The organism is Oceanihabitans sp. IOP_32, assembly GCF_009498295.1.
Classification (GTDB): domain Bacteria; phylum Bacteroidota; class Bacteroidia; order Flavobacteriales; family Flavobacteriaceae; genus Wocania; species Wocania indica.
The window spans coordinates 1,549,142-1,576,140 of sequence record NZ_CP040813.1 but is presented as its reverse complement, the minus strand read 5'-3'; the positions used below and the strand labels follow the sequence as shown (position 1 = coordinate 1,576,140).

The following is a 26,999-nucleotide window of genomic DNA, read 5'->3' as shown; positions in this document are numbered from 1 at the left end:
CCATGAAAAAGTTAATCCTCTCTATTTTTAGTTTATCGCTGTTGCTATGGTCTTGTCATAGTCAGAAAACTTTAACAACCACAGAAAGTGAGTCGTTCTCCGTATCATCTACAGAAATACCGGGATATTGGCAACAACATGTCGAATATAAAATGGAAATCGATATGGATGTAAACACTTATCAATACCAGGGCAAACAAGAGTTGGTTTACACCAATAACTCACCTGATGTTTTAAACCGTGTTTACTATCACCTCTACTTTAATGCGTTTCAACCAGGGAGTGAAATGGATGTGCGATCTAGAACCATAGCAGATCCAGACTCTAGAGTTGGCGATAGAATTAGCAAATTACAACCTAACGAAATTGGTTATATTAAAGTTAATAGCTTAAAACAAAATGGTGTTGACATAGAACACGAAACCGTTGGCACTGTTTTAGAGGTTAAATTAGCAAAACCTATCCAGCCGGGAGAACGTGTTACCTTTAATATGGATTTTGATGCTCAAGTGCCTGTTCAAATACGTCGTTCGGGCAGAAATAGTAAAGAAGGTGTTGCCTTATCGATGTCTCAATGGTATCCAAAATTAGCCGAATATGATTTTGAAGGTTGGCACGCAGACCCCTATATAGGTCGAGAATTTCACGGTGTATGGGGTGATTTTGATGTAAAAATTAGCATCGATAAAAATTATATTATAGGAGGCACGGGGTATTTACAAAACCCAAACCAAATAGGTTATGGTTACGAAACAGGCACGGTAAACCGTCCAGATACCGATAAACTTACTTGGCATTTTAAAGCCCCTAATGTACACGATTTTACTTGGGCTGCAGATCCAGACTACATTCACGATGTTGTACAAATACCAAATGGCCCTAAACTTCATTTTCTCTACAAGGATAATTTGAATACGGTTGAATTAGAAAATTGGAAAAACCTTCAACCCAAAACGGTCGATTTAATGGCGTTTTTTAGCAAGCATATTGGCGAGTATCCCTATGATCAATATTCTGTAATTCAAGGCGGCGATGGCGGTATGGAGTATGCCATGTGTACCCTAATAACTGGAAAACGAAGCTTTGGAAGTTTGGTTGGAGTTACAGCTCACGAACTGGCACATGTTTGGTTTCAGTTTTTGCTAGCCACAAACGAAACCAAGCACGAATGGATAGACGAAGGATTTACGGTGTACATTAGTAATCACGCTATGAATGCTGTTATGAATGAAGGAAAGGAAAACCCACTTGAACGCGCCTATAAAACCTATATAAATTTGGCCAACTCTAATTTAGAACAACCGCTAACTACCCATGCAGACCGTTATAATTTTAACAGTACATATGGGGCATCGGCATATAGTAAAGGTGCTGTGTATTTAGCGCAATTAGGCTATATTATTGGTGAAGAAAACTTACAAAAAACCATTAAAAAATATTTCGACGATTTTGCTTTTAAACACCCGAAACCTTTCGATTTTGTAAGAACTGCCGAAAAGATCACCGATTTTGAACTGGATTGGTATCATATAGATTTTGCGCAAACTACAAATACTATAGATTATAGCATTAAGACTGTAAAAGACAATACCATTACCCTAGAGCGTATCGGCCTTATGCCAATGCCTTTAGATTTAACCGTAACATACACCGATGGTAGCACGGAAGATTTTTACATTCCCTTACAAATGATGCGTGGTGAAAAACCAACTAAAGCCACTATAATAGGCGACTGGGCTTGGGCTTATCCAACCTATACTTTTAAAACACCAAAAACTATAAAAACGGTGCAAATAGATCCTACAAACATGATGGCCGATACAGATAAATCAAATAATGTTTTTACACTGTAATACATCTTGCATACCGGACATCGTTTTTAGCAAGTTATATCATATTAAAAAGCCACCCAGACAATCTATCGGGTGGCTTTTTTTTGTTCAAAACAAAATCAAATTAGCATTAAAAAAGTTAGACAACACTTTTAAAAGTTAGTGTTTTAAAAAACCTCTAATATGCTAGCCTCATACTAAATTAAGAATGTCATGTTGCCTGTAATTAAACATTATCGGCAGCAAACCACTCGGCATAAGAGGTATCGGTTTCTTGTAGTTTTAATGAGTGTAATGTAATGTGTTTAGGTAGGCGGCTTTTAATTTTTTTAGAAAAATCTATTACCATCATCTCACTAGTAGGCTGGTAATCTACTAAAAGCACGTCATGACCTCGGTTTTCAAGCTCTTTAGCCAATTCTACATGTGGTGTGTTTTTATTAAAAACCGTGGCGTGATCGAATACGTCGACAATTTCTTCTTTTACAATTTTTTTTAAATCGCCAAAATCTATAACCATCCCAAGTTTAACATTATCGGTGTCTGTAATAGGTGTACCGTAAACGGTTACCGATAACTTGTAGCTGTGGCCGTGTACATTTTTACACTTACCATCGTAGCCATATAGGGCGTGACCAGTTTCAAAAGAAAATTGTTTTGTAATACGAATATTGCTCATAATATGATAATTTTTGCAGCGCAAAGATAACATCTTCTTTTTAGTGTTTACCTCCTGTGCCATTATAAAATTAAACCAAGGATTTTACTGATTTTAAAGTTATTTTTTGATGAATACTCAAAACATCTAGTCGTTATCCATTCTATTTTTATTATATCTATAAATTAAATAAGCTATAAATACAAGGGTAACAAAAGGTAACATAGAACCTATAAACACGCCAATACCATAACTTGAATCTGGTGCGTTTTTAATTTTCTCTTCTATATTTATTTGAATAAAAAAGGTTAGTAATACGAGCATTGTAATAGTTTGTTTTACTTAGCATCAATTAAAACCCAAAGTTAATTGTTTTTTGAAAGGGGTATAAATGTTTTTCTAAAAATAATAATTAATGGAAAGCCTCTCGCGACAATCCAGAATGTTAGTGCTATAAAAATGGCGTAAAGCTCGAGATCTAAAGCATCTAACCAGAATAAAATAGGAATAAAAACTAAAAAGGTGGCTACTAAAAGGACGTTTCGCAAGGCCTTCATTTTTCCTAAACCTTTAAAAATACCATCAAAAATAAAAGCCATAGCACATAAGGGCTGCATAGCTAAAACCAACCAAAAAATCTTATAAAATTGTTCTAAAACCTCGGGCTCTTTGGTAAATATAGCCCCTATCGGATAATAAAACAGGCCTCCAAGTACGGCGATTACGACCCCTAAAATAATCGCGTATTTTATAAGTTTATTACTTAGGGTAATGAGTAAATTGTATTCTTTTCCGCCGTATAATTTACCAGATAAAATATTTCCTGCGCTAGAATAACCATCTACAATAAAAGCGCCTAAAAACCATAAGTTAATGGCAATAGTGTAAGCTGCAATATAGTTGGCTCCATAACTCGTAGCAAAAGCACTAGCGTAATAAAGCGTAACGTTTAAGGCAATAGTGCGTACAAACAGATTAAGAATCATTAAAGCAAAACGATTAATTTCTTTGTTAAAAGGAAAACTTAACTTTAAAGGAATTATCGTTTTTTTAAGCAAATAATACGCCGATAAAACAGCCATTGTTATTTGCGCAATTACACTCGCATAGGCGGCGCCTTTAATGTGCATGGCTGGTATGTAACCTTTAATGCCATAAACCAAAACAAAGTCTAAAACTATATTTATTACAGCTCCAATAATAGCAATTATCATGGGGTAATAGGTGTTTTGCAAACCTCTAAAAGCTCCAAAAACGGCAATGGTAAAAAGTGTAAACGGAAAGCCAAATACGCGAATTTTGTAATACACGACACTATAGTCTAAAATTAAACCAGAGGCATTATAAAGTTTAAAAATAAAATTGGCAAAGGGATATGTACCAATAATGATTAAAAGGCTTAAGGAGGTAATTAAAAAAATTGCTTGGGCAGGCAAATTTTTAATCTTATCCAGTTTATTGGCACCAACATATTGCGACACGATAGATGAAATAGCACTTCTGGTTTGACCTAAAACCCAAATTAACATCGATAAAAAAGTAGTTACAATACCTACCGCGGCCAACGATTCTGTGGCATTAATGGCTATGTTACCTACTATGGCCGCATCGGTTAAGGACAATATAGGCTCGGATATTCCGGCAATTAAAGCTGGAATTGCCAATTTGTTAATATGCTTAAAACTTATGTTTGTGCTCACCATACTAATTCGTAACAATAAAAAGGATGTGTACTCTGTTTTGGGAAATAAATTTCAGCTAATCTTTGATAACCTCGACGTTCGTAAAATTTCAAATTTCTTTTGTTTTGCGAAAAGGTATCTAACCTTACGGAACTAAACTTGTTATTTTGGGCAAATTGTTCTGCAAAATCCATTAATTTCTGGGCATAACCTTTGCCTTGATGTTTAGGGTGTATGGCTAGACGGTGAATGTATATATTTTTTTCGTTTTTGCTTAACCAAGTAATGGGGAGATACTCTTTGTCCATAAAAGTAGAAATAACAATACATCCTATTCGTGTTTTGTTGTCTTCTAAAACGTATAACTCGTCTCTTAAAACATCATTCTCAAAGGCAGCTCTATTAGGATAATGGGCGTTCCATTGGTACACCCCTTGTGCTATCATAGCACTTGCGCATGCTTTTGTAATCTCTAAAATAGGTTCTATATCTTCAATGGTTGCTTTACGAATCATGAATTGTTACAGCTTGGTTACAAGGTGTCAAATTTAGGCTTTTCAAATTATTCATTATGCCCTTACCCTAAACAATTATTCAGAACACAGACATCATATGGCTCTATTTATCTATGACTAGAGAGCTCTTTTCTCATTATAGGCAGTAATTGAAGCCTTATTTTATAGGGTTTCTAAAAAAATGCTGTATTTTCTTGTTTTTAGTACAAACAAATTGAGTTTTATTCGTAAAAAAATGTAATTTTGAAAACTCATAGTAAAAATGTTTTACTATGCTTGAATTTTGGGGATGTAGCTCAGTTGGCTAGAGCGCTTGACTGGCAGTCAAGAGGTCGTCGGTTCGAATCCGATCTTCTCCACTAGTAAAACCAGTAATTACCATTGTTTTTTGGAATTTCTGGTTTTTTTTTGCGGAATATTTGCGTACTATTTGAGAATTTACGCCGGTAATTTGCTAGTTTTTAGACCCGCATTCACCACACTTTCTACATTGAACAAGCTCGACCCTATGCCGAGAACTAAACATTTTACATTTGTACTTTATCGGTTTACTACCAAACCATAACACTTAACTATTTGTATGTAATTACATTTATTTAAAGATATTTTTTCTTACCTAAGCTAAAAAAGTTATTTTTATAGCATTGGCTTAAAATTCACAAGGTTATATTTATCAGTAAAGCTACGGGAAATACTATTATAGAACCTGCTTTAGTCTAAAATTAATCAGGTAAACAATATAAATGTAAAACTTAAAAAACTGGAATAAAAAAAGGCGAGTTGCCCCGCCTTGAATGTTTTCACAACGGAATAATCCTTATTGTGAATTGCTTTCAGTAAGGTAAAGATATAAAAAAGAAGTTAACTCGCAAATAAGTATTACCACAATACGGAAAATAAAAACAACTTACATTTAAAGGAAAAAGAATATATGAAAAAAGTATTAGGATTAGATTTGGGAACTAACTCGATTGGCTGGAGTTTAATACAACATAATTTTGAAAGAAAAGAAGGTGTAATTAACGGTTTAGGTGTTCGAATAATTCCTATGAGTGCAGATGTTTTAGGCAAATTTGATGCAGGCCAATCACATTCTCAAACTGCTGAAAGAACAGGATATCGAGGAACAAGACGCTTATACCAACGAGCTAATTTACGCAGAGAACGTTTGCATCGTGTATTACGTATTCTTGATTTTTTACCTCAACATTATGCCGATCATATTGATTTTGAAAAAAGGCTTGGGCAGTTTAAACAAGGTAAAGAAGTTAAACTAAATTATAAACCAAGCAACTCGGGTAAACATGAGTTTATTTTTAAAGAATCATTTAATGAGATGCTTAACGAATTTAAAAATGTTCAACCAGAATTGTTCTACTTTAAAACTGATGGTGTAGAAACAAAAATTCCATTCGACTGGACGTTGTACTATCTGAGAAAGAAGGCACTTACAAAACCTCTAACAAAGTATGAGTTGGCTTGGATAATTCTTAATTTTAATCAAAAACGAGGTTATTATCAGTCGCGTGGAGAAGTAGTTGATCATGAAAACGACAAGGAATTTGTTATATTAAAAGTGAAAGAAGTCATTAATTCTGGAGAAAACGTTAAAGGAAAAGTTTTATACGATGTTGTTTTTGAAAACGGTTGGAAGTATGACAAACAAGTTGTAAAAATTGAAGATTGGGTTGCTAGAACGAAAGAATTTATTGTAACCACGAAGACATTAAAAAACGGTGATGTAAAAAGAAGTTACAAAACCGTCGATTCTGAAAATGATTGGATTGCCATAAAAGCTAAAACAGAACAGGACATAGAAAGTTCAAACAAAACTGTTGGAGAATTTATTTATGAAACCTTACTTGAAAACCCAACACAAAAAATAAGAGGAAAGCTTGTAAAAACTATTGAACGAAAGTTTTATAAAAATGAATTAAAAAAAATACTCACCAAACAAATTGAGCTACAACCAGAATTATTTTCAGAAAAGATTTACAATACTTCTATTGAAGCATTATACCCAAACAATGAAGCCCACCGAGATGCACTGAAAAATCGGGATTTCATTTATTTATTAATGGAAGATATTATTTTTTATCAACGCCCATTAAAAAGTCAAAAATCAAATATTTCTGGATGTCAATTAGAGTCACGAGTTTTCAAACAAAAAAATAAGGAAACTGGGAAAGAGGAGTTTATAAAAAAGGCTATACCAGTAATTTCAAAGTCACACCCATTATTTCAAGAGTTTAGGATTTGGCAATGGTTACAAAACTTAAAGATCTACAATAGAGTAACTACCTTAAAAGGCGAACTCATAGATATTACAGAAAAACTGTTAGCAAATGAAAAAGATTGGGTAGCTTTATTCGACTTTTTACAAAGCACGAAAGAACTGGATCAAAAACAGTTTATAAAATATTTTATTGATAAAAAATTAATAGATAAATCAGAAAAAGACCATTATAGATGGAATTATGTAGAGGATAAAAAATATCCTTTTGCCGAGACAAGAGCACAATTTATTTCACGTTTAAAAAAAGTTGACGGCGTTAATGATCCCAACTCTTTTTTAGATGAAAAAACAAAAGTAGGTAAAAAAGAAACCAGTCCCCTTATAAGCAGAGTAGAGCAATTATGGCATATTATTTATTCTGTTTCCGATATAAATGAATATAAATCGGCACTAAAGAAATTTGCCGAAAAACACAAATTAGAACAAGATGCCTTTGTTGATAATTTTATCAAATTCCCCCCTTTTAAAAGTGACTATGGTAGTTATTCCAAAAAAGCCATTACCAAATTATTGCCTTTAATGAGAAAAGGCAGGTATTGGAATGAGAATAAAATTGCAGATTTAGTTAAACAACGTGTAAAAACCATAATGAACCGTGTTAACAGCCTTGGGTTAAACGAGAATTATTCTAAAAAAGATTTGGCGGAAGCTTTAGCCAAGGTAAGTGATGACGATGTTAAAAAACAACTCATTAAGAGCTTTATTCCATTTGAAGATAAAAATCCAATTAAAGGCTTAAATACATACCAAGCTACTTATTTGGTTTACGGCAGACATTCTGAAATTGGCGAAATTCAAAATTGGAGAACACCAGAAGATATTGACACGTATTTAAAAAACTTTAAACAACACTCTCTTCGTAATCCTATTGTAGAGCAAGTGGTAACCGAAACCCTTCGTGTTGTGAGAGATATTTGGAAATATCACGGCGATAGTAAACCTTATTTTTTTAATGAAATTCACGTAGAACTAGGTCGCGAAATGAAAAATCCGGCTGATAAGCGTAAAAGAATTTCAGACAGAAATATCGAAAACGAAAACACCAATCACCGAATTAAAGAAATACTAAAAGATTTAATGAATGACAGCTCTATTAATGCTGACATTAGAGATTATTCTCCCAGCCAACAAGATTTGTTAAAAATCTATGAAGAAGGCATCTACCAAAACCCTAAAGCCGATTTTACGAAAGTAGGTGAAGATGAAATTTCGAAGATTAGAAGTAGTAATAACCCGACTCAAAAAGAAATACAACGCTATAGGCTATGGTTAGAGCAAGGCTACATTTCTCCTTATACAGGAAATCCCATTCCGCTATCTAAACTCTTTACTCACGAATACCAAATAGAGCACATTATTCCACAATCAAGATATTTCGACAACTCATTAAGTAATAAAATTATTTGCGAAAGTGAGGTTAACGAAGACAAAGACAATAAAACAGCTTTTGAATATTTAAAAGAAAAAGGCAGTAATATTATCAATGGTCACAAACTTTTAAGCCTCTCAGAGTACGAAGCCCACGTTAACCAATATTTTAAAAACAACAGACAAAAACTTAAAAATCTATTAAGTGAAGATATTCCTGAAGGTTTTATAAATAGACAATTAAATGATAGTCGCTATGTTAGCAAATTGATTAAAGGCTTGCTAAGCAATATTGTACGTGAAGAAGGTGAAGAAGAAGCTACCTCCAAAAATTTAATCCCCGTTACTGGTGCAGTAACTTCAAAACTTAAAAATGATTGGGGTCTAAACGACAAGTGGAACGAACTTATCTTATCCAGATTTGAACGTTTGAACCTATTAACCCAAACCAGTGATTTTACGACTTTAAACACTAATGGCAAAATAATACCAACTGTACCGGATGAGTTGAGTAAAGGCTTTAGTAAAAAACGAATAGACCATCGACACCATGCGCTAGACGCTTTGGTGGTTGCATGCTGTACTAGAAATCACAGCCAGTATTTAAGTGCTTTAAATGCTGAAAAGAAAAACTTTGGTTTACGCGATAAATTATTAATTAAAAATAAACAAGGCCAATACACCAAAACATTCCAAAAACCTTGGCAAACCTTTACTACTGAAGCTAAAAACCAATTAGAAAAAACAGTGATTAGTTTTAAACAAAATTTACGAGTTATTAACAAAGCTAACAACAAATTTTGGTCTTATAGAGATGAAAACGGAAACCTAAACGTCGACAAAAACGGAAACCCTTTAAAAAAACTACGTAAACAAACCAAAGGTGATAATTGGGCGATACGCAAACCAATGCACAAAGAGTCTATATATGGAATTTACAACATTAAAACACCAAAAGGTAAAATAGCTACCGCTATAAGATGTTTTTTGGGAGATATTAAAAACGAAAAACACTTAGCCAAAATAACAGATAAAACAATAAGAGAGGTGATTTTGCCCAATCACTTAAAAAAGTATTTAGATGAAAAAGGAAAAATTAAATACGACCTTGCTTTTAATGATGCAGGAATTGAAGATTTGAACAAGAATATAACTGCTTTCAATAATAGCAAGAAACACCAACCTATTTACAAGGTTAAAATGTTTGAAGTGGGTAATAAATTTGCCGTTTCCGAAAATGAAACTTCTGAAAAAAGCAAAAAATACGTAGAAGCTGCAAAAGGAACCAATTTATTCTTTGCCGTTTATTGGGATGAAAAAAAGCAAAAAAGAAACTACGAAACCGTTCCGCTTAACGAAGTTATTACTCATCAAAAACAAGTAGCAAATTTACCAAAAACAGAAAGATTACCTATTCAACCCAACCCAAAAAAAGGTAATTTCCTGTTTACATTATCGCCAAATGACTTGGTGTATGTACCTAACAATGAAGAATTAGAAAACTTAGATAGGATTGACTTCAAGAACTTAACGCCAACACAACTTAATAGGGTTTATAAAATGGTAAGCTGCACGGGAGGAGAATGCCATTTCGTTTCTCAAGTAATTGCTTCATTAATTAAAAATTATGATTCAAAAAGTAAACTTGGAGAATTAGGAAGTTTAAATAAGCAAGAAACAACCATGAGTGATGATATTGTTCGAATTAAAGAAAGATGCATCAAGCTTAAAGTAGATAGATTAGGAAACATTATCAAAGCTTAGAAATATGATAAAACGCATCTTATTTTTTGGCAACCCGGCTTATTTAAGCACAAAAAATCAACAATTGGTGGTTAATTTTCCAGAAGATGGAAAAGACGAAAAAACTATACCTATTGAAGATTTAGGCTATATCGTGCTAGAAAACCCACAAATAACTATTACCAATGGGCTATTAAGCAAATTAATAGAAAACAAAACAGCAGTTATTACCTGTAACAAACAACATTTGCCCTGTGGGTTTTTACAGCCTTTGGTGGGCCATACCGAGCAAACCGAGCGCATGCGTTACCAACTTAACGCTAGTACACCATTAAAAAAGCAGTTATGGCAACAAACCGTGATATCGAAAATAGATAACCAAGGCAACCATTTTGTGCTGCGTGAGAAAAATGCCCTACGCTTAAAACGTTATGCCAAGGAGGTGAAAAGTGGTGATTTAGAAAACCAAGAAGCCTTGGCGGCGGCTTTTTATTTTCAAAACTTATTTGAACTCGATGGGTTTAGCCGTAACCAAAAAGGTGTACCACCCAATAACTTACTCAACTATGGTTATGCCATTTTGCGAGCTGTAACCGCTAGAGCTTTGGTAAGCAGTGGTCTGCTTCCATCTGTTGGTATTTTTCATCGCAATAAATACAATGCTTTTTGTTTGGCAGACGACATTATGGAACCTTACAGACCCTTTGTAGATAAGCTGGTGTACGATATTGTAGAGAGTGGCTGCAATTTAGAAGACCTTAATACCAACATTAAGTCTAATTTGCTTATGATTCCTGCTATGGATGTTTTAATTGATGGGAAGCAGAGCCCATTAATGAATGCCATGAGTCGAACCACCTCAAGCTTATACGAGTGTTTTGAAGGTAGTAGGCGCAAAATTCTGTATCCAGAACTTAAATCGTCTTTAGAAACCTTTATAAGATAAAACTGATTGTAAACTATGGAGTCGTATTTAACCCGTTTAAACCAATATAGATGTATGTGGGTACTGGTATTTTTTGATCTTCCAACGGAAACTATTACAGAGCGCAAGGCTGCCACGCGATTTAGAAAGAATTTATTAAACGACGGTTTTGGTATGTTCCAATTTAGCATCTATACCCGGTTTTGCCCCAGTAGGGAAAATGCGGCCGTTCATATCAAGCGTACCAAAAAGGCACTGCCCAAAAAAGGAAAAGTATGTATTATGCAAATAACCGATAAGCAGTTTGGCATGATGGAACTTTTTCATGGCCAAAAAGAGGCCGGTTTAGAACCTCCATCTCAACAATTGGAGCTTTTTTAGAAACCGAAATATGGGATCACGTATAGTGGCACCTTTGTAAATTTTAATAATTCGGGAGATTCTATTGTGTTTGTAAAAAACAGGATACCAACGTTTTACCGAAGGTATCCTGTGAATTCTCTGTAAATTTAAAGAACTGAAAGCAATTCACAACGATATTGGTATTGTTCTATATTGTGATTTTCCTGTGAATTCTCTGTAAATTTAAAGAACTGAAAGCAATTCACAACACATTACAAAAACTTCTTTATTAACACCATCCTGTGAATTCTCTGTAAATTTAAAGAACTGAAAGCAATTCACAACAGTGTTTTAATCTACCCTCATTATTACTTTCCTGTGAATTCTCTGTAAATTTAAAGAACTGAAAGCAATTCACAACAAGTAGAATAATATCTACTTGAAGAAACACCTGTGAATTCTCTGTAAATTTAAAGAACTGAAAGCAATTCACAACGGAGCAGGAGCAGGATTTAGTATTCAAAAGCCTGTGAATTCTCTGTAAATTTAAAGAACTGAAAGCAATTCACAACTCATTAAAACACTTTTTTAGAAAACGGCTACCTGTGAATTCTCTGTAAATTTAAAGAACTGAAAGCAATTCACAACAGAATTTAAAACGCTTACAGGCTCGCAAAGCCTGTGAATTCTCTGTAAATTTAAAGAACTGAAAGCAATTCACAACAGATAGGTACTTTTTGATTAAATCTCTAAACCTGTGAATTCTCTGTAAATTTAAAGAACTGAAAGCAATTCACAACCGTTTATTACAACATCAAAAAAATCATACGCCTGTGAATTCTCTGTAAATTTAAAGAACTGAAAGCAATTCACAACTATATTATTGAGCACGTAAATATTATCGTCCTGTGAATTCTCTGTAAATTTAAAGAACTGAAAGCAATTCACAACACAAAGTAACTCTTTTGCTAAATTGATAAACCTGTGAATTCTCTGTAAATTTAAAGAACTGAAAGCAATTCACAACACCCGCCAGTGGCTTGACACTAGGGTCTGCCTGTGAATTCTCTGTAAATTTAAAGAACTGAAAGCAATTCACAACACTACCAAGGTAATTTATCTTACAATGTTACCTGTGAATTCTCTGTAAATTTAAAGAACTGAAAGCAATTCACAACCATAACCTCCTAAATGTTTCATCAGTTCGACCTGTGAATTCTCTGTAAATTTAAAGAACTGAAAGCAATTCACAACAGATTTTTTCGTTTTCATTATCGTCAAAACCTGTGAATTCTCTGTAAATTTAAAGAACTGAAAGCAATTCACAACTTTGGCCGGTTCGAAATATACGTTTTATAACCTGTGAATTCTCTGTAAATTTAAAGAACTGAAAGCAATTCACAACTGCCATTATAGTAGGCCCGAGTGTTTTTCCCCTGTGAATTCTCTGTAAATTTAAAGAACTGAAAGCAATTCACAACACTATTGCCGAGAGGGCAATACTTTTTATTCCTGTGAATTCTCTGTAAATTTAAAGAACTGAAAGCAATTCACAACCAGTCCATGGTGTGTGTTGCGTACCAAAGTCCTGTGAATTCTCTGTAAATTTAAAGAACTGAAAGCAATTCACAACAGGATTGAAACATACGGTCGTCTATCTTATCCTGTGAATTCTCTGTAAATTTAAAGAACTGAAAGCAATTCACAACACTCTCTGTTTATGTACTCGGGCGTATAATCCTGTGAATTCTCTGTAAATTTAAAGAACTGAAAGCAATTCACAACAGCATTCTTCAACACTTGGAAGAAGATGAACCTGTGAATTCTCTGTAAATTTAAAGAACTGAAAGCAATTCACAACCCAATCGGATTGCGCTGTAAAGTTTGACCACCTGTGAATTCTCTGTAAATTTAAAGAACTGAAAGCAATTCACAACATCGTGCATAATTCTCAACCCAAATATTAACCTGTGAATTCTCTGTAAATTTAAAGAACTGAAAGCAATTCACAACGTCGTGAAGCTCTATATTTAAATAGTTATGCCTGTGAATTCTCTGTAAATTTAAAGAACTGAAAGCAATTCACAACACGCTGTGAGAACTCGCCACCAAAGCAAATCCTGTGAATTCTCTGTAAATTTAAAGAACTGAAAGCAATTCACAACACGCTGTGAGAACTCGCCACCAAAGCAAATCCTGTGAATTCTCTGTAAATTTAAAGAACTGAAAGCAATTCACAACGTCCAACTAAAGCAAAAACCAATCTAGAGGCCTGTGAATTCTCTGTAAATTTAAAGAACTGAAAGCAATTCACAACAGATAGACCGTGACTTGTTTCCGAAAATAGCCTGTGAATTCTCTGTAAATTTAAAGAACTGAAAGCAATTCACAACACCTGTGCCATCGTCTTGTCCCGTCTTTTCCCTGTGAATTCTCTGTAAATTTAAAGAACTGAAAGCAATTCACAACGCTTGTTGTCCTCGGCGTAGAAACCTAAATCCTGTGAATTCTCTGTAAATTTAAAGAACTGAAAGCAATTCACAACTAACGGTGAAACCATTTGAACGAATTGTCACCTGTGAATTCTCTGTAAATTTAAAGAACTGAAAGCAATTCACAACAGTTACCGAAATGTTAATCAACGCTTCAACCTGTGAATTCTCTGTAAATTTAAAGAACTGAAAGCAATTCACAACCCGAAGAGGAATTTCAACAAATGCGCATACCTGTGAATTCTCTGTAAATTTAAAGAACTGAAAGCAATTCACAACCGTAAGCCAAACGCTCTGCACGTTGCTTTTCCTGTGAATTCTCTGTAAATTTAAAGAACTGAAAGCAATTCACAACGTTTGAGGTAATCTGAAAACGTTTTGTCACCCTGTGAATTCTCTGTAAATTTAAAGAACTGAAAGCAATTCACAACTAGGCTTACAACCAAATAACACCCACTTTCCTGTGAATTCTCTGTAAATTTAAAGAACTGAAAGCAATTCACAACAGTTGATAAGATCTAATTTTTTACGCTTATCCTGTGAATTCTCTGTAAATTTAAAGAACTGAAAGCAATTCACAACACGAGGGAAATTTAAGTACAGAAGTTAGTCCCTGTGAATTCTCTGTAAATTTAAAGAACTGAAAGCAATTCACAACATTCTAAGGCTTCTTTATTTAGTAATAAAACCTGTGAATTCTCTGTAAATTTAAAGAACTGAAAGCAATTCACAACAGATTGAATTGCCTTCAATTTTTTCAGCGACCTGTGAATTCTCTGTAAATTTAAAGAACTGAAAGCAATTCACGACCTTATATTTAGCGAAAAACCTCATCATTTTACCTGTTCTTTTTATTTAAAAGATTGCTTCGTCATACTTCCTCGCAATGACGGATTGTTATGGTGTGCTGCACTTTAAAGTAGCCTGTAATGCGCAACGCAACGAAGCACCTAGTGTTCTATAAATTAAGTGTAAAAACCATTAAAAAGATTCTTCAGTCGTCCCTCCTTCTGAATGACAAAACGTGCTACGGTAAACAGAATATTATTCGAAGCAAAATGTCATTCAGAGCATAGCGAAGAATCTCATGATTTTACCCATTCTTTTTATTTAAAAGATTGCTTCGTCATACTTCCTCGCAATGACGGATTGTTATGGTGTGCTGCACTTTAAAGTAGCCTGTAATGCGCAACGCAACGAAGCACCTAGTGTTCTATAAATTAAGTGTAAAAACCATTAAAAAGATTCTTCAGTCGTCCCTCCTTCTGAATGACAAAACGTGCTACGGTAAACAGAATATTATTCGAAGCAAAATGTCATTCAGAGCATAGCGAAGAATCTCATGATTTTACCCATTCTTTTTATTTAAAAGATTACTTCGTTATGCTTCCTCGCAATGACGGATTGTTATGGTGTGCTGCACTTTAAAGTAGCCTGTAATGCGCAACGCAACGAAGCACCTAGTGTTCTATAAATTAAGTGTAAAAACCATTAAAAAGATTCTTCAGTCGTCCCTCCTTCTGAATGACAAAACGTGCTACGGTAAACAGAATATTATTCGAAGCAAAATGTCATTCAGAGCATAGCGAAGAATCTCATGATTTTACCCATTCTTTTTATTTAAAAGATTGCTTCGTCATACTTCCTCGCAATGACGGATTGTTATGGTGTGCTGCACTTTAAAGTAGCCTGTAATGCGCAACGCAACGAAGCACCTAGTGTTCTATAAATTAAGTGTAAAAACCATTAAAAAGATTCTTCAGTCGTCCCTCCTTCTGAATGACAAAACGTGCTACGGTAAACAGAATATTATTTGAAGCAAAATGTCATTCAGAGCATAGCGAAGAATCTCATGATTTTACCCATTCTTTTTATTTAAAAGATTACTTCGTTATGCTTCCTCGCAATGACGGATTGTTATGGTGTGCTGCACTTTAAAGTAGCCTGTAATGCGCAACGCAACGAAGCACCTAGTGTTCTATAAATTAAGTGTAAAAACCATTAAAAAGATTCTTCAGTCGTCCCTCCTTCTAAATGACAGACGTCTTATTATATTATTACTATTGTTATTACAGAGAGGAAGTCCCCTACTCCAAAATAGCTGCAATTCCAGGAAGCGTTTTTCCTTCTAGGCTTTCTAGCATAGCACCACCACCGGTACTCACATAACTCACTTTTTTATCGAACCCAAATTGTTTGGCTGCTGCTACCGAATCGCCACCGCCAACAAGAGAGAATGCCCCGTTTTTTGTGGCCTCTGCAATCGCATTACCCAAGGCAATGGTGCCTTTAGCGAAGTTCTCCATCTCGAAAACGCCTAAAGGGCCGTTCCAAAGTATGGTTTTACATTCTAAAACCACCTTATGGAAATTTTCTTGAGATTTTGGCCCAGCATCTAAACCTTGCCAACCCTCTGGAATATTATTGATATCGGTAATTTGAGTTTCTGCATCGTTACTAAAAGCATTTGCGGCAATTACATCAACGGGCAAGTGTATTTTTGTGTTTTTAGCTTTAGCTTGCTCTAAGATGCTTAAAGCTAAATCCATTTTGTCGTCTTCACAAATAGAATCGCCAATATTTCCACCTTGCGCTTTTATAAAGGTATAGGCCATACCGCCTCCTATAATAATATGATCTACTTTATCTAGAATATTTTCAATAATGGTAATTTTTGAAGAGATTTTTGCGCCACCTAATACGGCTAAAACAGGTTTTTCGCCTGTTTGCATCACTTTTTCAATGCTTTCTATTTCTTGCGCCAACAAACTACCAAAACACTTTTTACCTTCAAAAAACTGAGCTATTACAGCCGTTGAGGCATGTGCTCTGTGTGCCGTACCAAAGGCATCGTTAACATAAATATCGCCTAATTTTGATAGTTTTTCTGCAAACCGAACATCTCCGGCAGTTTCTTCGGCATAAAAACGCAAGTTTTCTAACAATAAAATTTTTCCGGGCTCTAAGCTTGCTGCAGCCGTTTCGGCTTCCACTCCTATGCAATCGGCTACAAAGGTTACCTCTACGCCGATAATATCTTCTATTTTTTCTGCAATATGTTTAAGCGATAAATCCTCTTGAAAACCTTTTGGACGACCTAAATGCGACATTAAAATGCAGCTTCCGCCGTCTTCTAAAATTTTTATAATAGTAGGCTTTGCAGACACAATTCTTGTGGTATCTGTAACTTCAAAATCAGCATTTAAAGGCACATTAAAATCTACTCTAATTAATGCTTTTTTGTTTTTGAAATTAAAATCGTTAAGCGTTTTCATGCAGTTGTGTTTTGGATTACATCAAATTGATGGACAAATATAACCAATTAAAAACGGGTTAAAAATGACATTGGTAAGGAAAAACACGACATTCGTAAAACATTTTGCTCGGGTTCTAGTGGTTTTACATGATTAAAATTTGATTTTATATTATGCTTTTTTCTCATGTAAAATACAGACCAATCAACTCTGCAGCAATCTTTACAATAATACACTCATAAATTCTAAAACAGCCATAAACAACTTCAAACGACTCCTAGGTATCACGTTTACCGAAAGGCTGGGATTAAACCAAAATGGTAAACCGCATTAGAGCATCTTAAGTGTTTTACATCTAACAAAATTTATGTAGGTTTGTGATATGCTTTTTGAAGACATTTTAGGCCAAGATCACATTAAAAAACATTTAACCCAGAGTGCGGATAATGGAAGAATACCGCATGCGCAATTATTTGTGGGTAAAGAGGGTTCTGGCACCTTACCTATGGCGCTTGCTTATGCTCAGTATATTTTATGCGCTAATTCTGGTGGTGAAAACAATACGGGTAACGCGGCTTGCAACCAAAACTTTAAAAATTTTTCGCATCCCGATTTACATTTTGCTTTTCCGGTGACAACTAGCGATAAGGTAAAGAGCAAACCCGTTTCTAGTTTTTATTTGGAAGAATGGCGCCAATTATTAAAAGAGCAACCTTACGGAAATTTATTTGATTGGTATAAACTGCTTGGTGTAGACAATAAACAAGGGCAAATTGGGGTTGAAGAAGCCCACGACATCGTAAAATCGCTTACTTTAAAAGCCTATGAAGGTGGCTACAAAGTGATGCTTATTTGGATGGCAGAAAAAATGAATACCGCCTGTGCTAACAAGCTACTAAAGCTTATTGAAGAGCCTCCTAATAAAACGATATTTATATTAATTGCTGAGGATGAAGGACAAATTATAAGTACGATTAAATCGCGTTGCCAAGTGTTACATTTTCCGCCTCTAGCGGAAGATGTAATTAAAAATGCCTTGATTAAAAATTATAATTTAGAACTAACTACGGCCACAAAAATTGCCCACCAAGCTAACGGAAACTATAATAAAGCTTGCGATTTAGTGTATCAGGATTCTGAAGATATTCAATTTGAAACCTGGTTTATTTTCTGGATTAGAAGTGCTTTTAAAGCTAAAGGTAACAAAGCCGCTATTCACGATTTAATGACTTGGAGTGAGGATATTGCAAAAACAGGCCGCGAAACACAAAAACAATTTTTACATTTCTGTCTAGACTTTTTCCGCCAAGCCTTACTGCTAAATTACAAAGCAAACGATTTGGTTTTTATAGCACCCAAAACCGAAAACTTTAAACTAGAAAACTTTGCGCCTTTTGTGCATGGTAATAATATCTTAGATATTAGTAACGAACTACAAGATGCTATTTACCACATTGAGCGCAACGGGAATTCTAAAATCATTTTAACCGATCTTTCTATTAAATTAACACGACTACTGCATAAAAAAGCAGAATAATCTATCTGTACTAGTCTACATAAAAAAAATATAAGACCTCAAGCACCAAATAATAATATAAAACAAAAAAACGCTCTTAGAACTGTTTCTAAGAGCGTTTTTTTGGCTGTTTCACCGCTATAGTCTATTTAGCGATAGTCTATTCTTTTACGTCTTCGGCGGTTTTAGCAGAATCCTTTTCAGTACCATTTAAAGCCTCTAAAATAATCTGTGTTAAATCATTCTCCTCTGGACCATACATTATGGTAGATGCCGCATCGGTAGTTCCTAAAATGTAAGTATAACCGTTTTTCTTTCCGTAATCTTTTACAAAATCTTTTACCTTAATAATAACAGAATCAATTTCTGTTTGGAAAGATTGGGTTAACATTTGCTGCTCGAATTGCATTTGTTGCTGTAACTGCTGCTGTTTTTGTTGTAAGCCACCCATTAGTTCTTGAGCTTTCTTTTGTGAAGATCTTTGAGCAAGTGCTTGGGTTTTTTGAACTTCTGCTTGAAAAGCCTGCCCGATACTATCGGCTCTTTTCTTAAAGGCTTCTTCTTTTTCTTGAAATCGCTTTTCAAGGTCTTTTTTCTCTTGAAATTCGTTAATTACAGTGCCATTATTAACGTAACCTATTTTTGCTTGCTTTTCGCATGAAGACAAAACAATAAGAGCGCATACTGCTAAAAATATATTTTTCATTGGTTCGGGTTTATCTGGTTTTAATTATCTCACAAATGTAAGAAAGTATGCGATATTTTAAAGCGGAAATAATTTGAATTTTAACTATAAGGTAATCTTATAACGAAAAACTAAAGAATAACAATAAACTATTAAAAACAAAGCGTTTATAAAGCGTTTAAAGCACGAAAAAGAATTCTTAACCCATTTATATGTTGTTTATACAAAAACCCTAAATACGTGCTTAAAAATTCGTTTTAATTCTTTTTAATCACATAAATTAAGGAAGAGGGCTCTTTTGAGCTTAATGATTTCAAATTTGAAACCAAACCTATCCAAATACCTGTAATTATATTCATTTTTCCCGATTTGTATTTTTCTGATAATAAGCTCACATAAAAGGCATCAAACCACATGGGTTTATGATTAACAATTTTTAAGTCGTATTTTGAAATAAGTTTAGAAAACGATAATTTATCGAAATGCCATAAATGTCTTGGCACATCGTAAGCCGCCCAAAACTGTTTATAATATTTGGCATCGTAACTTTTATAATTTGGCAAAGCAATAATTAAAGTGCCGCTAGGTTTTAGTAATTGTTTAAAAGCAGTAATATGATTTTCTAAATCGGGTAAATGTTCTAAAACATGCCAAAGCGTAATCACATCAAAACTCGAAGGTTCAAATTTAGCTAAGGCTTCGGTTTTAAAAACAGCATGGTTTGTTTTTTTATTCGCGATTTTTCTAGCCTGTTCATTGGGTTCTATTCCAGAAACCACCCAATTATTTTGTTTGGCTGTTTGTAAAAAATCTCCAGTTCCACACCCAACATCCAACAAGTTTTTTTCTTTTGAGGTCCATCTATTAATAAGGTTAAGTTTCTTTTTTAAAGACAACCATCTCACCATATGATAAACGCTTTCGAATACATTGCGTTTTGAATCTGTGTGCGAAATATAATCTTCACTAATGTAATATTCTGGCAATTTTTCTGAAGCTGGTTGTGGAGACGTTTCTAAAAAACCAAATTCAGAATTTTTACACAATTCAAATACTTCTCCCGAAACGGCGTAATCTTTAACTTTTAAATGCGTTTGATTTGAGTCTTTATTTATCACGAATACTAAATTACTTTTGTTTCTTTTAAAATTACATATGTTTCATCTTTGGTTCTAACACTTTTACCAAATTAACCATATCATGTCTCATAGCATTCGTTTACTCACACCTTTCTATTTTATAAATAGGTGTTCATGATGTGCTTCGCAGTTCTTTTTCGTCCATATTTTGGAATAACATAAAAGCATAACTTTGCTATACTTTGATTTTATATTTCATCTGAACAAAAAATAATTCAAAGTAACCATACGACATTTCAAAATTAAATTGGTATTTAAAATTTAGCTAGAAATTAATTCCTGGCTAAAAAATATTTCAAACCGATCAATTTTCACACACCACCCTTCCCTTTCTCAAGTAAAACCCTGCTTTTTAAATCGACCTTAAAATTTAATAAACCAACAAACTTAAATGACCAAAGTCTAACAAAAGACCTAAGACCGCTTCGCTTTAAGAATCAAAAACAAAGATTTTATTTTAAGTAAATGATAAACAGAAGCACTTTAATTGAGAAAAATCTACTTTAAATTTTAATAATTTTTTCAAATAAGCAAGGTAACATTTAAAAATGTGCAAAGCCCTTCTTTATAAAAAATTTACAGGATCACCACATTTTTAATCGGTCATTACCGTATTTATTATATGTTTTCAAATATAATAATTTGAAAAATCAATAATATTCTAAGGTGTTCCACGTGGAACACCTTAGAATTAATTTAAAACGATAACACTCTATTCATTTAAAAATTACCGCCCCATATAAACCAACAATACCGAAATATCGTTAGGCGATACTCCACTAATTCTAGAAGCCTGAGACACCGTTGTAGGTTGTATTTTTTCTAGTTTTTCACGAGCTTCAAAACTCATAGATTTAATCTGAGAGTAATCGAAGCCTTTTGGAATTTTAACATATTCCAAACGCGACAATTTATCAGCATTATTCTTTTCTTTAGAAATATACCCCGAATATTTAACCTGAATTTCGGTTTGCTCAATAATCTCTCGATCCAAATTATGGTCCTGAATATAAGCTTCAACGGGCTCTAATTTTCGCACATCGTCCATCTCAATGTTTGGTCTCGCAAAAATTTTAAAAAGCTTTCCTGATTGTTTAACAGGCGACGACTTTTTAGATTCTAAAATAGGATTGATGTTCTCCGGCTTAACACTTAAATTCTTAAAAAAGGAAACAAATTTTGCGGCCGCTTCATGCTTTTCGGTCATTCGTTTTAAACGCTCCTCCTTAGCCAAACCAATTTCAAAACTCTTTGGTGTTAATCGCAAATCGGCATTATCTTGACGCAATAAGGTTCTATACTCCGCTCGCGAGGTAAACATTCTATACGGCTCTTCGGTTCCCTTAGTAATTAAATCATCAATTAAAACCCCAATATACGCCTCGTTACGTTTTAAAATAAAGGGCTCCTTTTGGTTTATTTTTAAACTGGCATTCACACCAGCCATTACACCTTGAGCAGCGGCCTCTTCATAACCCGTAGTACCATTAATTTGCCCAGCAAAATACAAGCCATCAATTAACTTGGTCTCTAAGGTATGTTGTAATTGTGTTGGTGGAAAATAATCGTACTCGATCGCATAACCTGGTCTAAAAAATTTCACGTTTTCAAAACCTACCACCGAACGTAATGCTTTAAATTGCACATCCTCTGGAAGCGATGTCGAAAAACCATTTACGTACACCTCACAAGTATTCCAACCTTCAGGCTCTATAAATAATTGATGTCTATCCTTATCGGCAAAACGGTTTATTTTATCTTCAATAGACGGACAATAACGCGGACCAATACTTTGAATTCTACCGTTAAACATAGGCGATCTATCAAAACCCTCACGAAGTAAATCATGAACCAGCTCACTTGTATAGGTCATATAACAAGAGCGCTGTTTTTTTAAAGGCTGCGTAATATCTAAATAAGAAAATTTTTCTGGGTTCGCATCTCCAGGCTGTTCAATCATTTTAGAAAAATCTAAGGATCGCCCATCCACTCTTGGGGGTGTTCCAGTTTTCATTCTTCCAGATTCGAACCCCAATTGCACAAGCTGCTCTGTAATTCCCGTAGCAGCTTTTTCGCCAGCTCTACCCCCTCCAAAATTTTTATCGCCAATATGTATTAAACCATTTAAAAAAGTCCCATTGGTAAGCACAACCGATTTAGACTTAACCTCTATTCCTAAACTGGTTTTTACACCAACCACTTTATGGTTTTCTACCAACAAACCAGAAACCATATCTTGATAAAAATCTAAATTTACTGTGCCTTCTAATAACAAGCGCCAGTCTTCAGCAAAGCGCATTCTGTCACTTTGAACCCTCGGACTCCACATTGCTGGACCTTTAGATTTATTAAGCATTTTAAATTGAATAGCAGAGGTGTCGGATACAATACCACTATACCCACCTAAAGCATCAATTTCACGCACAATTTGCCCTTTTGCAATACCACCCATGGCAGGATTACAAGACATTTGTGCAATGTTTTGGAGATTCATGGTTATAAGCAAAGTTTTGCTTCCCATATTTGCAGCCGCAGCCGCAGCCTCACTCCCCGCGTGACCACCACCTACAACAACAACATCATAAACTTCGTTAAACATAAATTCAATTTAAATTAACATGTTCCACGTGGAACATTTTTTTTAACAACGCTAAAAAAGATCATAAAATCAAACTCCCATCTTCGCTAGATAATCATCCTCTTTACCTCGCATTAATTTTTCTTCTTCTGCACTCTTGTCTTTATAACCACAATAATGCAAAATACCGTGAATAATCACACGGTTAAGTTCGTCTTGAAAACTAGTTTTAAAATCTTTAGCATTATCCCTTACACGTTCTACCGATATAAATACATCGCCATTAATCGTGTTCCCAACCGAATAATCAAAACTAATTATATCTGTTAAGGTGTCGTGATCCAGAAACTCTACATTTAATTTATGTAGATAATCATCGTCACAAAACACATAATTAATTTCACCTTCAACACGGTTTTCAGCCCTGATGGTTTTCGATATCCAAGCCTTTATAGCATCTTCATTTTCTAGTGAAAAATTAGTCTCGTAATTAAAATTAATCATTGCTTAGTTTTAAAATATGCCTTTACACGTTTTTTGTAAATTTCGTGCAAAGGTAAGCTTTGTCTGTTTAATATTTCAGTCGTATTAAAATATTGTTTAGCAGATGGTATAGAATTATTACTCGTATTCTCGAACTGATTTACATTCGTTTGCGACTCCCGCTTATTATCTTCTCCTTGTTGAAAGCTGGCATTTTTCATTTTTAACAACTGATGTTTTAAGGCCATCATTTTTTGAAGGGTTTCATTAGTAAAGCCCTTATTTAATAAATCTAATTCTACCTCTTCCATCTGCTTTAACAAGCCATTACTGCGCCCTTTACTGCCCTGCCCATCCTTTAATAACTGTGTTTCTAAAGCCTTTCTTAACTCCTGTTGTTGACGGTAAATTTCAAACAATTCGCCATTTAAATCCTCGCTAAAGCCGTTACCAAATCCTCCGTTTTGTTTCACATCGTTACCAGATTGACCCGGCTTATCTTCTTTACCCTGCGCTCCGTTTTTTTCACCTTGACCTTCTTTACCCTTTTTACCTTTTTTCATGCCTTCCTCCATCATTTTATTAAGGGCTTCCTGACTCATAATAATATCAGGTAATTGCATATCTCCGTCGCCACCTTGTCCAGCCGACATGCTCAAGCTTTCTTGCATATTATCTAAAACCTCACTTAAAAAGTCGGCCAAGTTATTAGCCGCAGTTATGGTAAATTGTTGACTAGAAATACCCTGAAACATTTGGTTTTCGGCGAAGACATCTAAAGCCTTATCGATATTATAATACACCTCCGAGATTTCTTTATTCACCGTTTCCGATAATTTTGGTTGGCGTAAAGACAAGGCAAACAAACTATCGTCGACATGCTCAAAATGTGTTTTTAAACTTTTTTGATGCCTTAACAGTGTGGCATAATTATTATTGTTAACTTCAATAGCTCTAAAATTTTCCATTAAGTCTTCTTGGGCGAAAGAGAACACCAATAAATTATCTAAAATCTGTCGTAACATTTCGGCATCCTCCTGCATCTCGTTCGCACTTCCACCAGCCATAGAGGTCTGCATTTTATCACTCATTTCTTTCATTTTTTGAGCTGCTTTTTTTTGGCTCTTTTTAGCCTTCTCTTTTTCATCATTAAACCTATTATAAGCTCGGCTCTTGTCTTTATCTGAGCTTTTTCCTTTTTCAAACTTGTCTAAAGCCTCACTCGCCTTATTTTGTTCGTCGTCAACTTCTCTTTCATCCAACTTATCCCTCGGAATATCTATAGGCTTAGACAACAACTCAGTATCTTTTTCTAGCCGCTCCATAGCCTCCTTAAACCGTTCGAATTGCGCACTTAATGCGTCTTGTTTTTCCTTTGTATTGTCTTCATTAGGCCGGTTGGAAAGTTTTTCTTGATCGTTAGCAAGCTCAAGCAAATCGTCCTTAAGTTTCTCCAACTTCTTTTCCACATAAAAGCGCTTTGTTAATTCTACCAATTGTTCCAAACTTCGCTTCTTGTTTTTATTTTGCTTGGCTAATTGATCTAATTTTAAACTTAACTCTTCTTTGTTAATTCGTTTTTGTAAACGCTTTAACTCCTCCAAAAGTTTTTCATCTTCTTGTAATTGTGCTTCATTTTCTTTTAAACGCTTTTTTAAATCTTCCTTAAAAACATCATCTTTTAAATTATCTTTTTGAAAATTCTCTAAATTATCTTTAAGTTTCTTATTGAAGTTTTTCATCATCTCATCTTGCTGTTCTTGACGCTTTAAAAATGATTCCAATTTCTTTCTATCGTTAAAATTTAAAGTCGACTTTTCCTTTTGAGTTTTAGATAACTCTTCGAGCTGCTTATCCTGTTCTTGTAACTTGTCAAGAGAGGAATTAAATTCTGTTATAGTTTGGTTTTGCTCTTTTAATAGTCGCTGTTCCTCTTCGGTGTTGGTACGCTTTCTATAGGTGAAAATCCGACTCTTAGTCGACTTAAAATTATTAATAGCATCATTGTCAAAAACTTGAAAATACAACTGATACTCCACCCCAGCTTCAATGTCGAGATTATTAGGAAAAGCTGTTATAAAATGGTCTATATTGGAATTAGAAAACGGCATATTCACAAGTCCCTTTCTAGACACTTCATTCGTTGGATAATACACTAATTGCAACTTCGAAAATCCGTAATCGTCACTAATCTGACCGTGGAAATACAGGGTTTGTAAATCTAAACTATCTACTTTCATCATGAGCTCAAGTTCTGGATATTCGTCCTTGACCACCTTAATGGAGAAGCCCAAATTCTCGTAATTATTTAAGCTAGCATTACTTGTGCTTAGGGTGTAATCAAAGTCGGAATAAACGGGTTTCGATAAGGTAAATCGGTTGGCTTTATCGGCATAAAAATCTAAAGTATCTTTGGAAAACAGTTGTACTTTATCGGTTGTTTTTGTTTTAACCTGCCAAGAAATAACCGTGCCCTCCGGGATAACAGCATTGCCAGAACTATTAATGGTTTCCAACCTTTTTTTTGTATGCTTCGGAAAGTCTAAAGTCATATCAAAATCTAAAATAGACGGTACTTCTATAACCTTTAAAGTATATTTTTTTGAGGTGACCCCGTTTGCCGTCAACACGAATTCCATATCTTCAGTAGGCTGAGAAAACACATATTCGAAAGCACCCATTTCCTTTTGTTGCAAAATATAGGTTTCGTTATTATAAACAATTTTGGCACTTTCTGGAATAAGGTTGCCCTGTGTTTTAATCTGCAATTTAAAATCTGTATTTTCAATAGCATTCAAATTGGTATTCACCACAAAAAATTGAAAGGGTGCCGGAGGCTCATAGGCCGTTTTATAGTCGACCACCCGTTTGTAGCTATCACTAAATACATAAGAATTTCCAGACAAAAAAGTCACCAAAATAATAAGTACTGGAAAAGCAGCGTATTTTAAGTACCTAAAACTCTCCCGAAAATTAACTGCAAGTTTAAAGGGAATAGGTTTTAATTCTATAGCCTTTTGTTCGATACTGGCTAGTAATAATTCCGATGGTTCGCCTTCCTGTTTTAGTTGAACAATATTTAAAAGTTTATCGTTAACCTCAGGAAAATGAGCACCAATAATTTTCGCCGCTTCACTATAATCTATACCCTTTTGAAGTTTAAACAGTTTAGTTAAGGGTCTTACCATAAATTTGATAAACAAAAACAACTCCACGCTAACAAATAGCCAAAATAATATGGTGCGTGCTAAAGGCTCCAACCATAACACATATTCGATAAAGAGGGTAAACAAAAAATACAGTAATCCTATAGCCACAAATAGTATAGTACCACGAATTAATGCATTAACATGATACCTGCTAATAAACTGCTCTAACTTGGTTTGTATATGATTATAATGATTCAAAAAAAAGCTCTTAAAGATTACTAACCTCCTAAATTACAATTTTATTTTTATAAGGTTTAAAATTAAGTGTTAATTGTATCTTTG

At 34.4% G+C, this 26,999-nt stretch carries 15 protein-coding genes, 1 tRNA gene and 1 CRISPR repeat array; of the genes, 6 read left to right on the top strand and 10 right to left on the bottom strand.

The annotated features are described in order from the left end of the window. Positions 1-2: 2 nt before the first annotated feature. Positions 3-1,853 (top strand): M1 family metallopeptidase, encoded by a 1,851-nt coding sequence (locus FEZ18_RS06565; RefSeq protein WP_153267580.1) that lies wholly within the window; start codon positions 3-5, stop codon positions 1,851-1,853. A gap of 205 nt (positions 1,854-2,058) precedes the next feature. Here the strand turns inward: FEZ18_RS06565 and FEZ18_RS06560 are convergent, their stop codons facing one another. The 4 genes from FEZ18_RS06560 to FEZ18_RS06550 all read right to left on the bottom strand — a co-directional run bounded on the left by FEZ18_RS06560 (position 2,059) and on the right by FEZ18_RS06550 (position 4,687). Then, positions 2,059-2,511, bottom strand: a complete 453-nt coding sequence (locus FEZ18_RS06560; protein ID WP_153267579.1) for a 6-pyruvoyl trahydropterin synthase family protein — start codon at positions 2,509-2,511, stop codon at positions 2,059-2,061. 126 nt (positions 2,512-2,637) lie between these two features. Further along, the gene (locus tag FEZ18_RS14590; RefSeq protein ID WP_194269523.1) at positions 2,638-2,814 is read right to left on the bottom strand and encodes a hypothetical protein; all 177 of its coding nucleotides are present in this window, start codon (positions 2,812-2,814) and stop codon (positions 2,638-2,640) included. Positions 2,815-2,855: 41 nt separating this feature from the next. Continuing rightward, positions 2,856-4,190, bottom strand: a complete 1,335-nt coding sequence (locus FEZ18_RS06555; RefSeq protein WP_153269068.1) for an MATE family efflux transporter — start codon at positions 4,188-4,190, stop codon at positions 2,856-2,858. Continuing rightward, positions 4,187-4,687, bottom strand: a complete 501-nt coding sequence (locus FEZ18_RS06550; protein ID WP_153267578.1) for a GNAT family N-acetyltransferase — start codon at positions 4,685-4,687, stop codon at positions 4,187-4,189. Before FEZ18_RS06550 ends, FEZ18_RS06555 begins: the two co-directional genes overlap by 4 nt. 285 nt (positions 4,688-4,972) lie before the next feature. On the opposite strand from FEZ18_RS06550, the gene FEZ18_RS06545 reads away from it, so the two are divergent. The 4 genes from FEZ18_RS06545 to cas2 all read left to right on the top strand — a co-directional run bounded on the left by FEZ18_RS06545 (position 4,973) and on the right by cas2 (position 11,400). Continuing rightward, a tRNA-Ala gene (locus FEZ18_RS06545) sits at positions 4,973-5,046 on the top strand. A gap of 572 nt (positions 5,047-5,618) precedes the next feature. Next, a complete protein-coding gene (gene cas9, locus FEZ18_RS06540; RefSeq protein ID WP_153267577.1) occupies positions 5,619-10,115 on the top strand; it encodes a type II CRISPR RNA-guided endonuclease Cas9 in 4,497 nt (1,498 codons plus the stop codon). A 4-nt stretch (positions 10,116-10,119) separates the two neighbouring features. After that, entirely contained in the window at positions 10,120-11,040 is a 921-nt protein-coding gene (gene cas1 / locus FEZ18_RS06535; RefSeq protein ID WP_153267576.1) for a type II CRISPR-associated endonuclease Cas1, read from the top strand. Between the two features lie 15 nt (positions 11,041-11,055). Next, complete coding sequence (gene cas2, locus FEZ18_RS06530) at positions 11,056-11,400, top strand: CRISPR-associated endonuclease Cas2 (RefSeq protein ID WP_153267575.1); 345 nt, start codon at positions 11,056-11,058, stop codon at positions 11,398-11,400. A 108-nt stretch (positions 11,401-11,508) separates the two neighbouring features. Then, a CRISPR array of direct repeats spans positions 11,509-14,663; the repeat unit is 46 nt; unit sequence CCTGTGAATTCTCTGTAAATTTAAAGAACTGAAAGCAATTCACAAC. 1,277 nt (positions 14,664-15,940) lie between these two features. Here the strand turns inward: cas2 and FEZ18_RS06525 are convergent. Then, entirely contained in the window at positions 15,941-17,128 is a 1,188-nt protein-coding gene (locus FEZ18_RS06525; protein WP_153267574.1) for a phosphoglycerate kinase, read from the bottom strand. Positions 17,129-17,489: 361 nt separating this feature from the next. Between FEZ18_RS06525 and FEZ18_RS06520 the strand changes: the two genes are divergently transcribed. Beyond that, positions 17,490-18,644, top strand: a complete 1,155-nt coding sequence (locus FEZ18_RS06520; protein WP_153267573.1) for an ATP-binding protein — start codon at positions 17,490-17,492, stop codon at positions 18,642-18,644. A gap of 139 nt (positions 18,645-18,783) precedes the next feature. On the opposite strand, the gene FEZ18_RS06515 is transcribed toward FEZ18_RS06520, so the two are convergent. The 5 genes from FEZ18_RS06515 to FEZ18_RS06495 all read right to left on the bottom strand — a co-directional run bounded on the left by FEZ18_RS06515 (position 18,784) and on the right by FEZ18_RS06495 (position 26,915). Then, on the bottom strand, positions 18,784-19,329 hold the full coding sequence (locus FEZ18_RS06515; RefSeq protein WP_153267572.1) for an OmpH family outer membrane protein: 546 nt from the start codon (positions 19,327-19,329) through the stop codon (positions 18,784-18,786). Between the two features lie 236 nt (positions 19,330-19,565). After that, positions 19,566-20,423 carry a class I SAM-dependent methyltransferase gene (locus FEZ18_RS06510; RefSeq protein ID WP_153269067.1) on the bottom strand — a complete coding sequence of 286 codons (858 nt, stop codon included), beginning with the start codon at positions 20,421-20,423 and terminating at the stop codon, positions 19,566-19,568. 751 nt (positions 20,424-21,174) lie between these two features. Then, on the bottom strand, positions 21,175-23,046 hold the full coding sequence (gene mnmG / locus FEZ18_RS06505; protein WP_153267571.1) for a tRNA uridine-5-carboxymethylaminomethyl(34) synthesis enzyme MnmG: 1,872 nt from the start codon (positions 23,044-23,046) through the stop codon (positions 21,175-21,177). Between the two features lie 69 nt (positions 23,047-23,115). Beyond that, positions 23,116-23,529, bottom strand: coding sequence for an rRNA maturation RNase YbeY (gene ybeY, locus FEZ18_RS06500; protein ID WP_153267570.1), 414 nt, complete (start codon positions 23,527-23,529; stop codon positions 23,116-23,118). Further along, positions 23,526-26,915: a DUF4175 family protein gene (locus FEZ18_RS06495; protein ID WP_153267569.1), complete on the bottom strand. Its 3,390-nt coding sequence runs from the start codon at positions 26,913-26,915 to the stop codon at positions 23,526-23,528. The genes ybeY and FEZ18_RS06495 overlap by 4 nt, the downstream gene beginning before the upstream one ends. Positions 26,916-26,999 lie beyond the last annotated feature (84 nt).

What these genes read in the sequence shown, in the direction of transcription:
- FEZ18_RS06565 (WP_153267580.1), top strand. Translation starts at nt 3, where the DNA reads ATGAAAAAGTTAATCCTCTCTATTTTTAGTTTATCGCTGTTGCTATGG.
- FEZ18_RS06560 (WP_153267579.1), bottom strand. Translation starts at nt 2,511, where the DNA reads ATGAGCAATATTCGTATTACAAAACAATTTTCTTTTGAAACTGGTCAC.
- FEZ18_RS14590 (WP_194269523.1), bottom strand. Translation starts at nt 2,814, where the DNA reads ATGCTCGTATTACTAACCTTTTTTATTCAAATAAATATAGAAGAGAAA.
- FEZ18_RS06550 (WP_153267578.1), bottom strand. Translation starts at nt 4,687, where the DNA reads ATGATTCGTAAAGCAACCATTGAAGATATAGAACCTATTTTAGAGATT.
- cas9 (WP_153267577.1), top strand. Translation starts at nt 5,619, where the DNA reads ATGAAAAAAGTATTAGGATTAGATTTGGGAACTAACTCGATTGGCTGG.
- cas1 (WP_153267576.1), top strand. Translation starts at nt 10,120, where the DNA reads ATGATAAAACGCATCTTATTTTTTGGCAACCCGGCTTATTTAAGCACA.
- cas2 (WP_153267575.1), top strand. Translation starts at nt 11,056, where the DNA reads ATGGAGTCGTATTTAACCCGTTTAAACCAATATAGATGTATGTGGGTA.
- FEZ18_RS06525 (WP_153267574.1), bottom strand. Translation starts at nt 17,128, where the DNA reads ATGAAAACGCTTAACGATTTTAATTTCAAAAACAAAAAAGCATTAATT.
- FEZ18_RS06520 (WP_153267573.1), top strand. Translation starts at nt 17,490, where the DNA reads ATGCTTTTTGAAGACATTTTAGGCCAAGATCACATTAAAAAACATTTA.
- FEZ18_RS06515 (WP_153267572.1), bottom strand. Translation starts at nt 19,329, where the DNA reads ATGAAAAATATATTTTTAGCAGTATGCGCTCTTATTGTTTTGTCTTCA.
- mnmG (WP_153267571.1), bottom strand. Translation starts at nt 23,046, where the DNA reads ATGTTTAACGAAGTTTATGATGTTGTTGTTGTAGGTGGTGGTCACGCG.
- ybeY (WP_153267570.1), bottom strand. Translation starts at nt 23,529, where the DNA reads ATGATTAATTTTAATTACGAGACTAATTTTTCACTAGAAAATGAAGAT.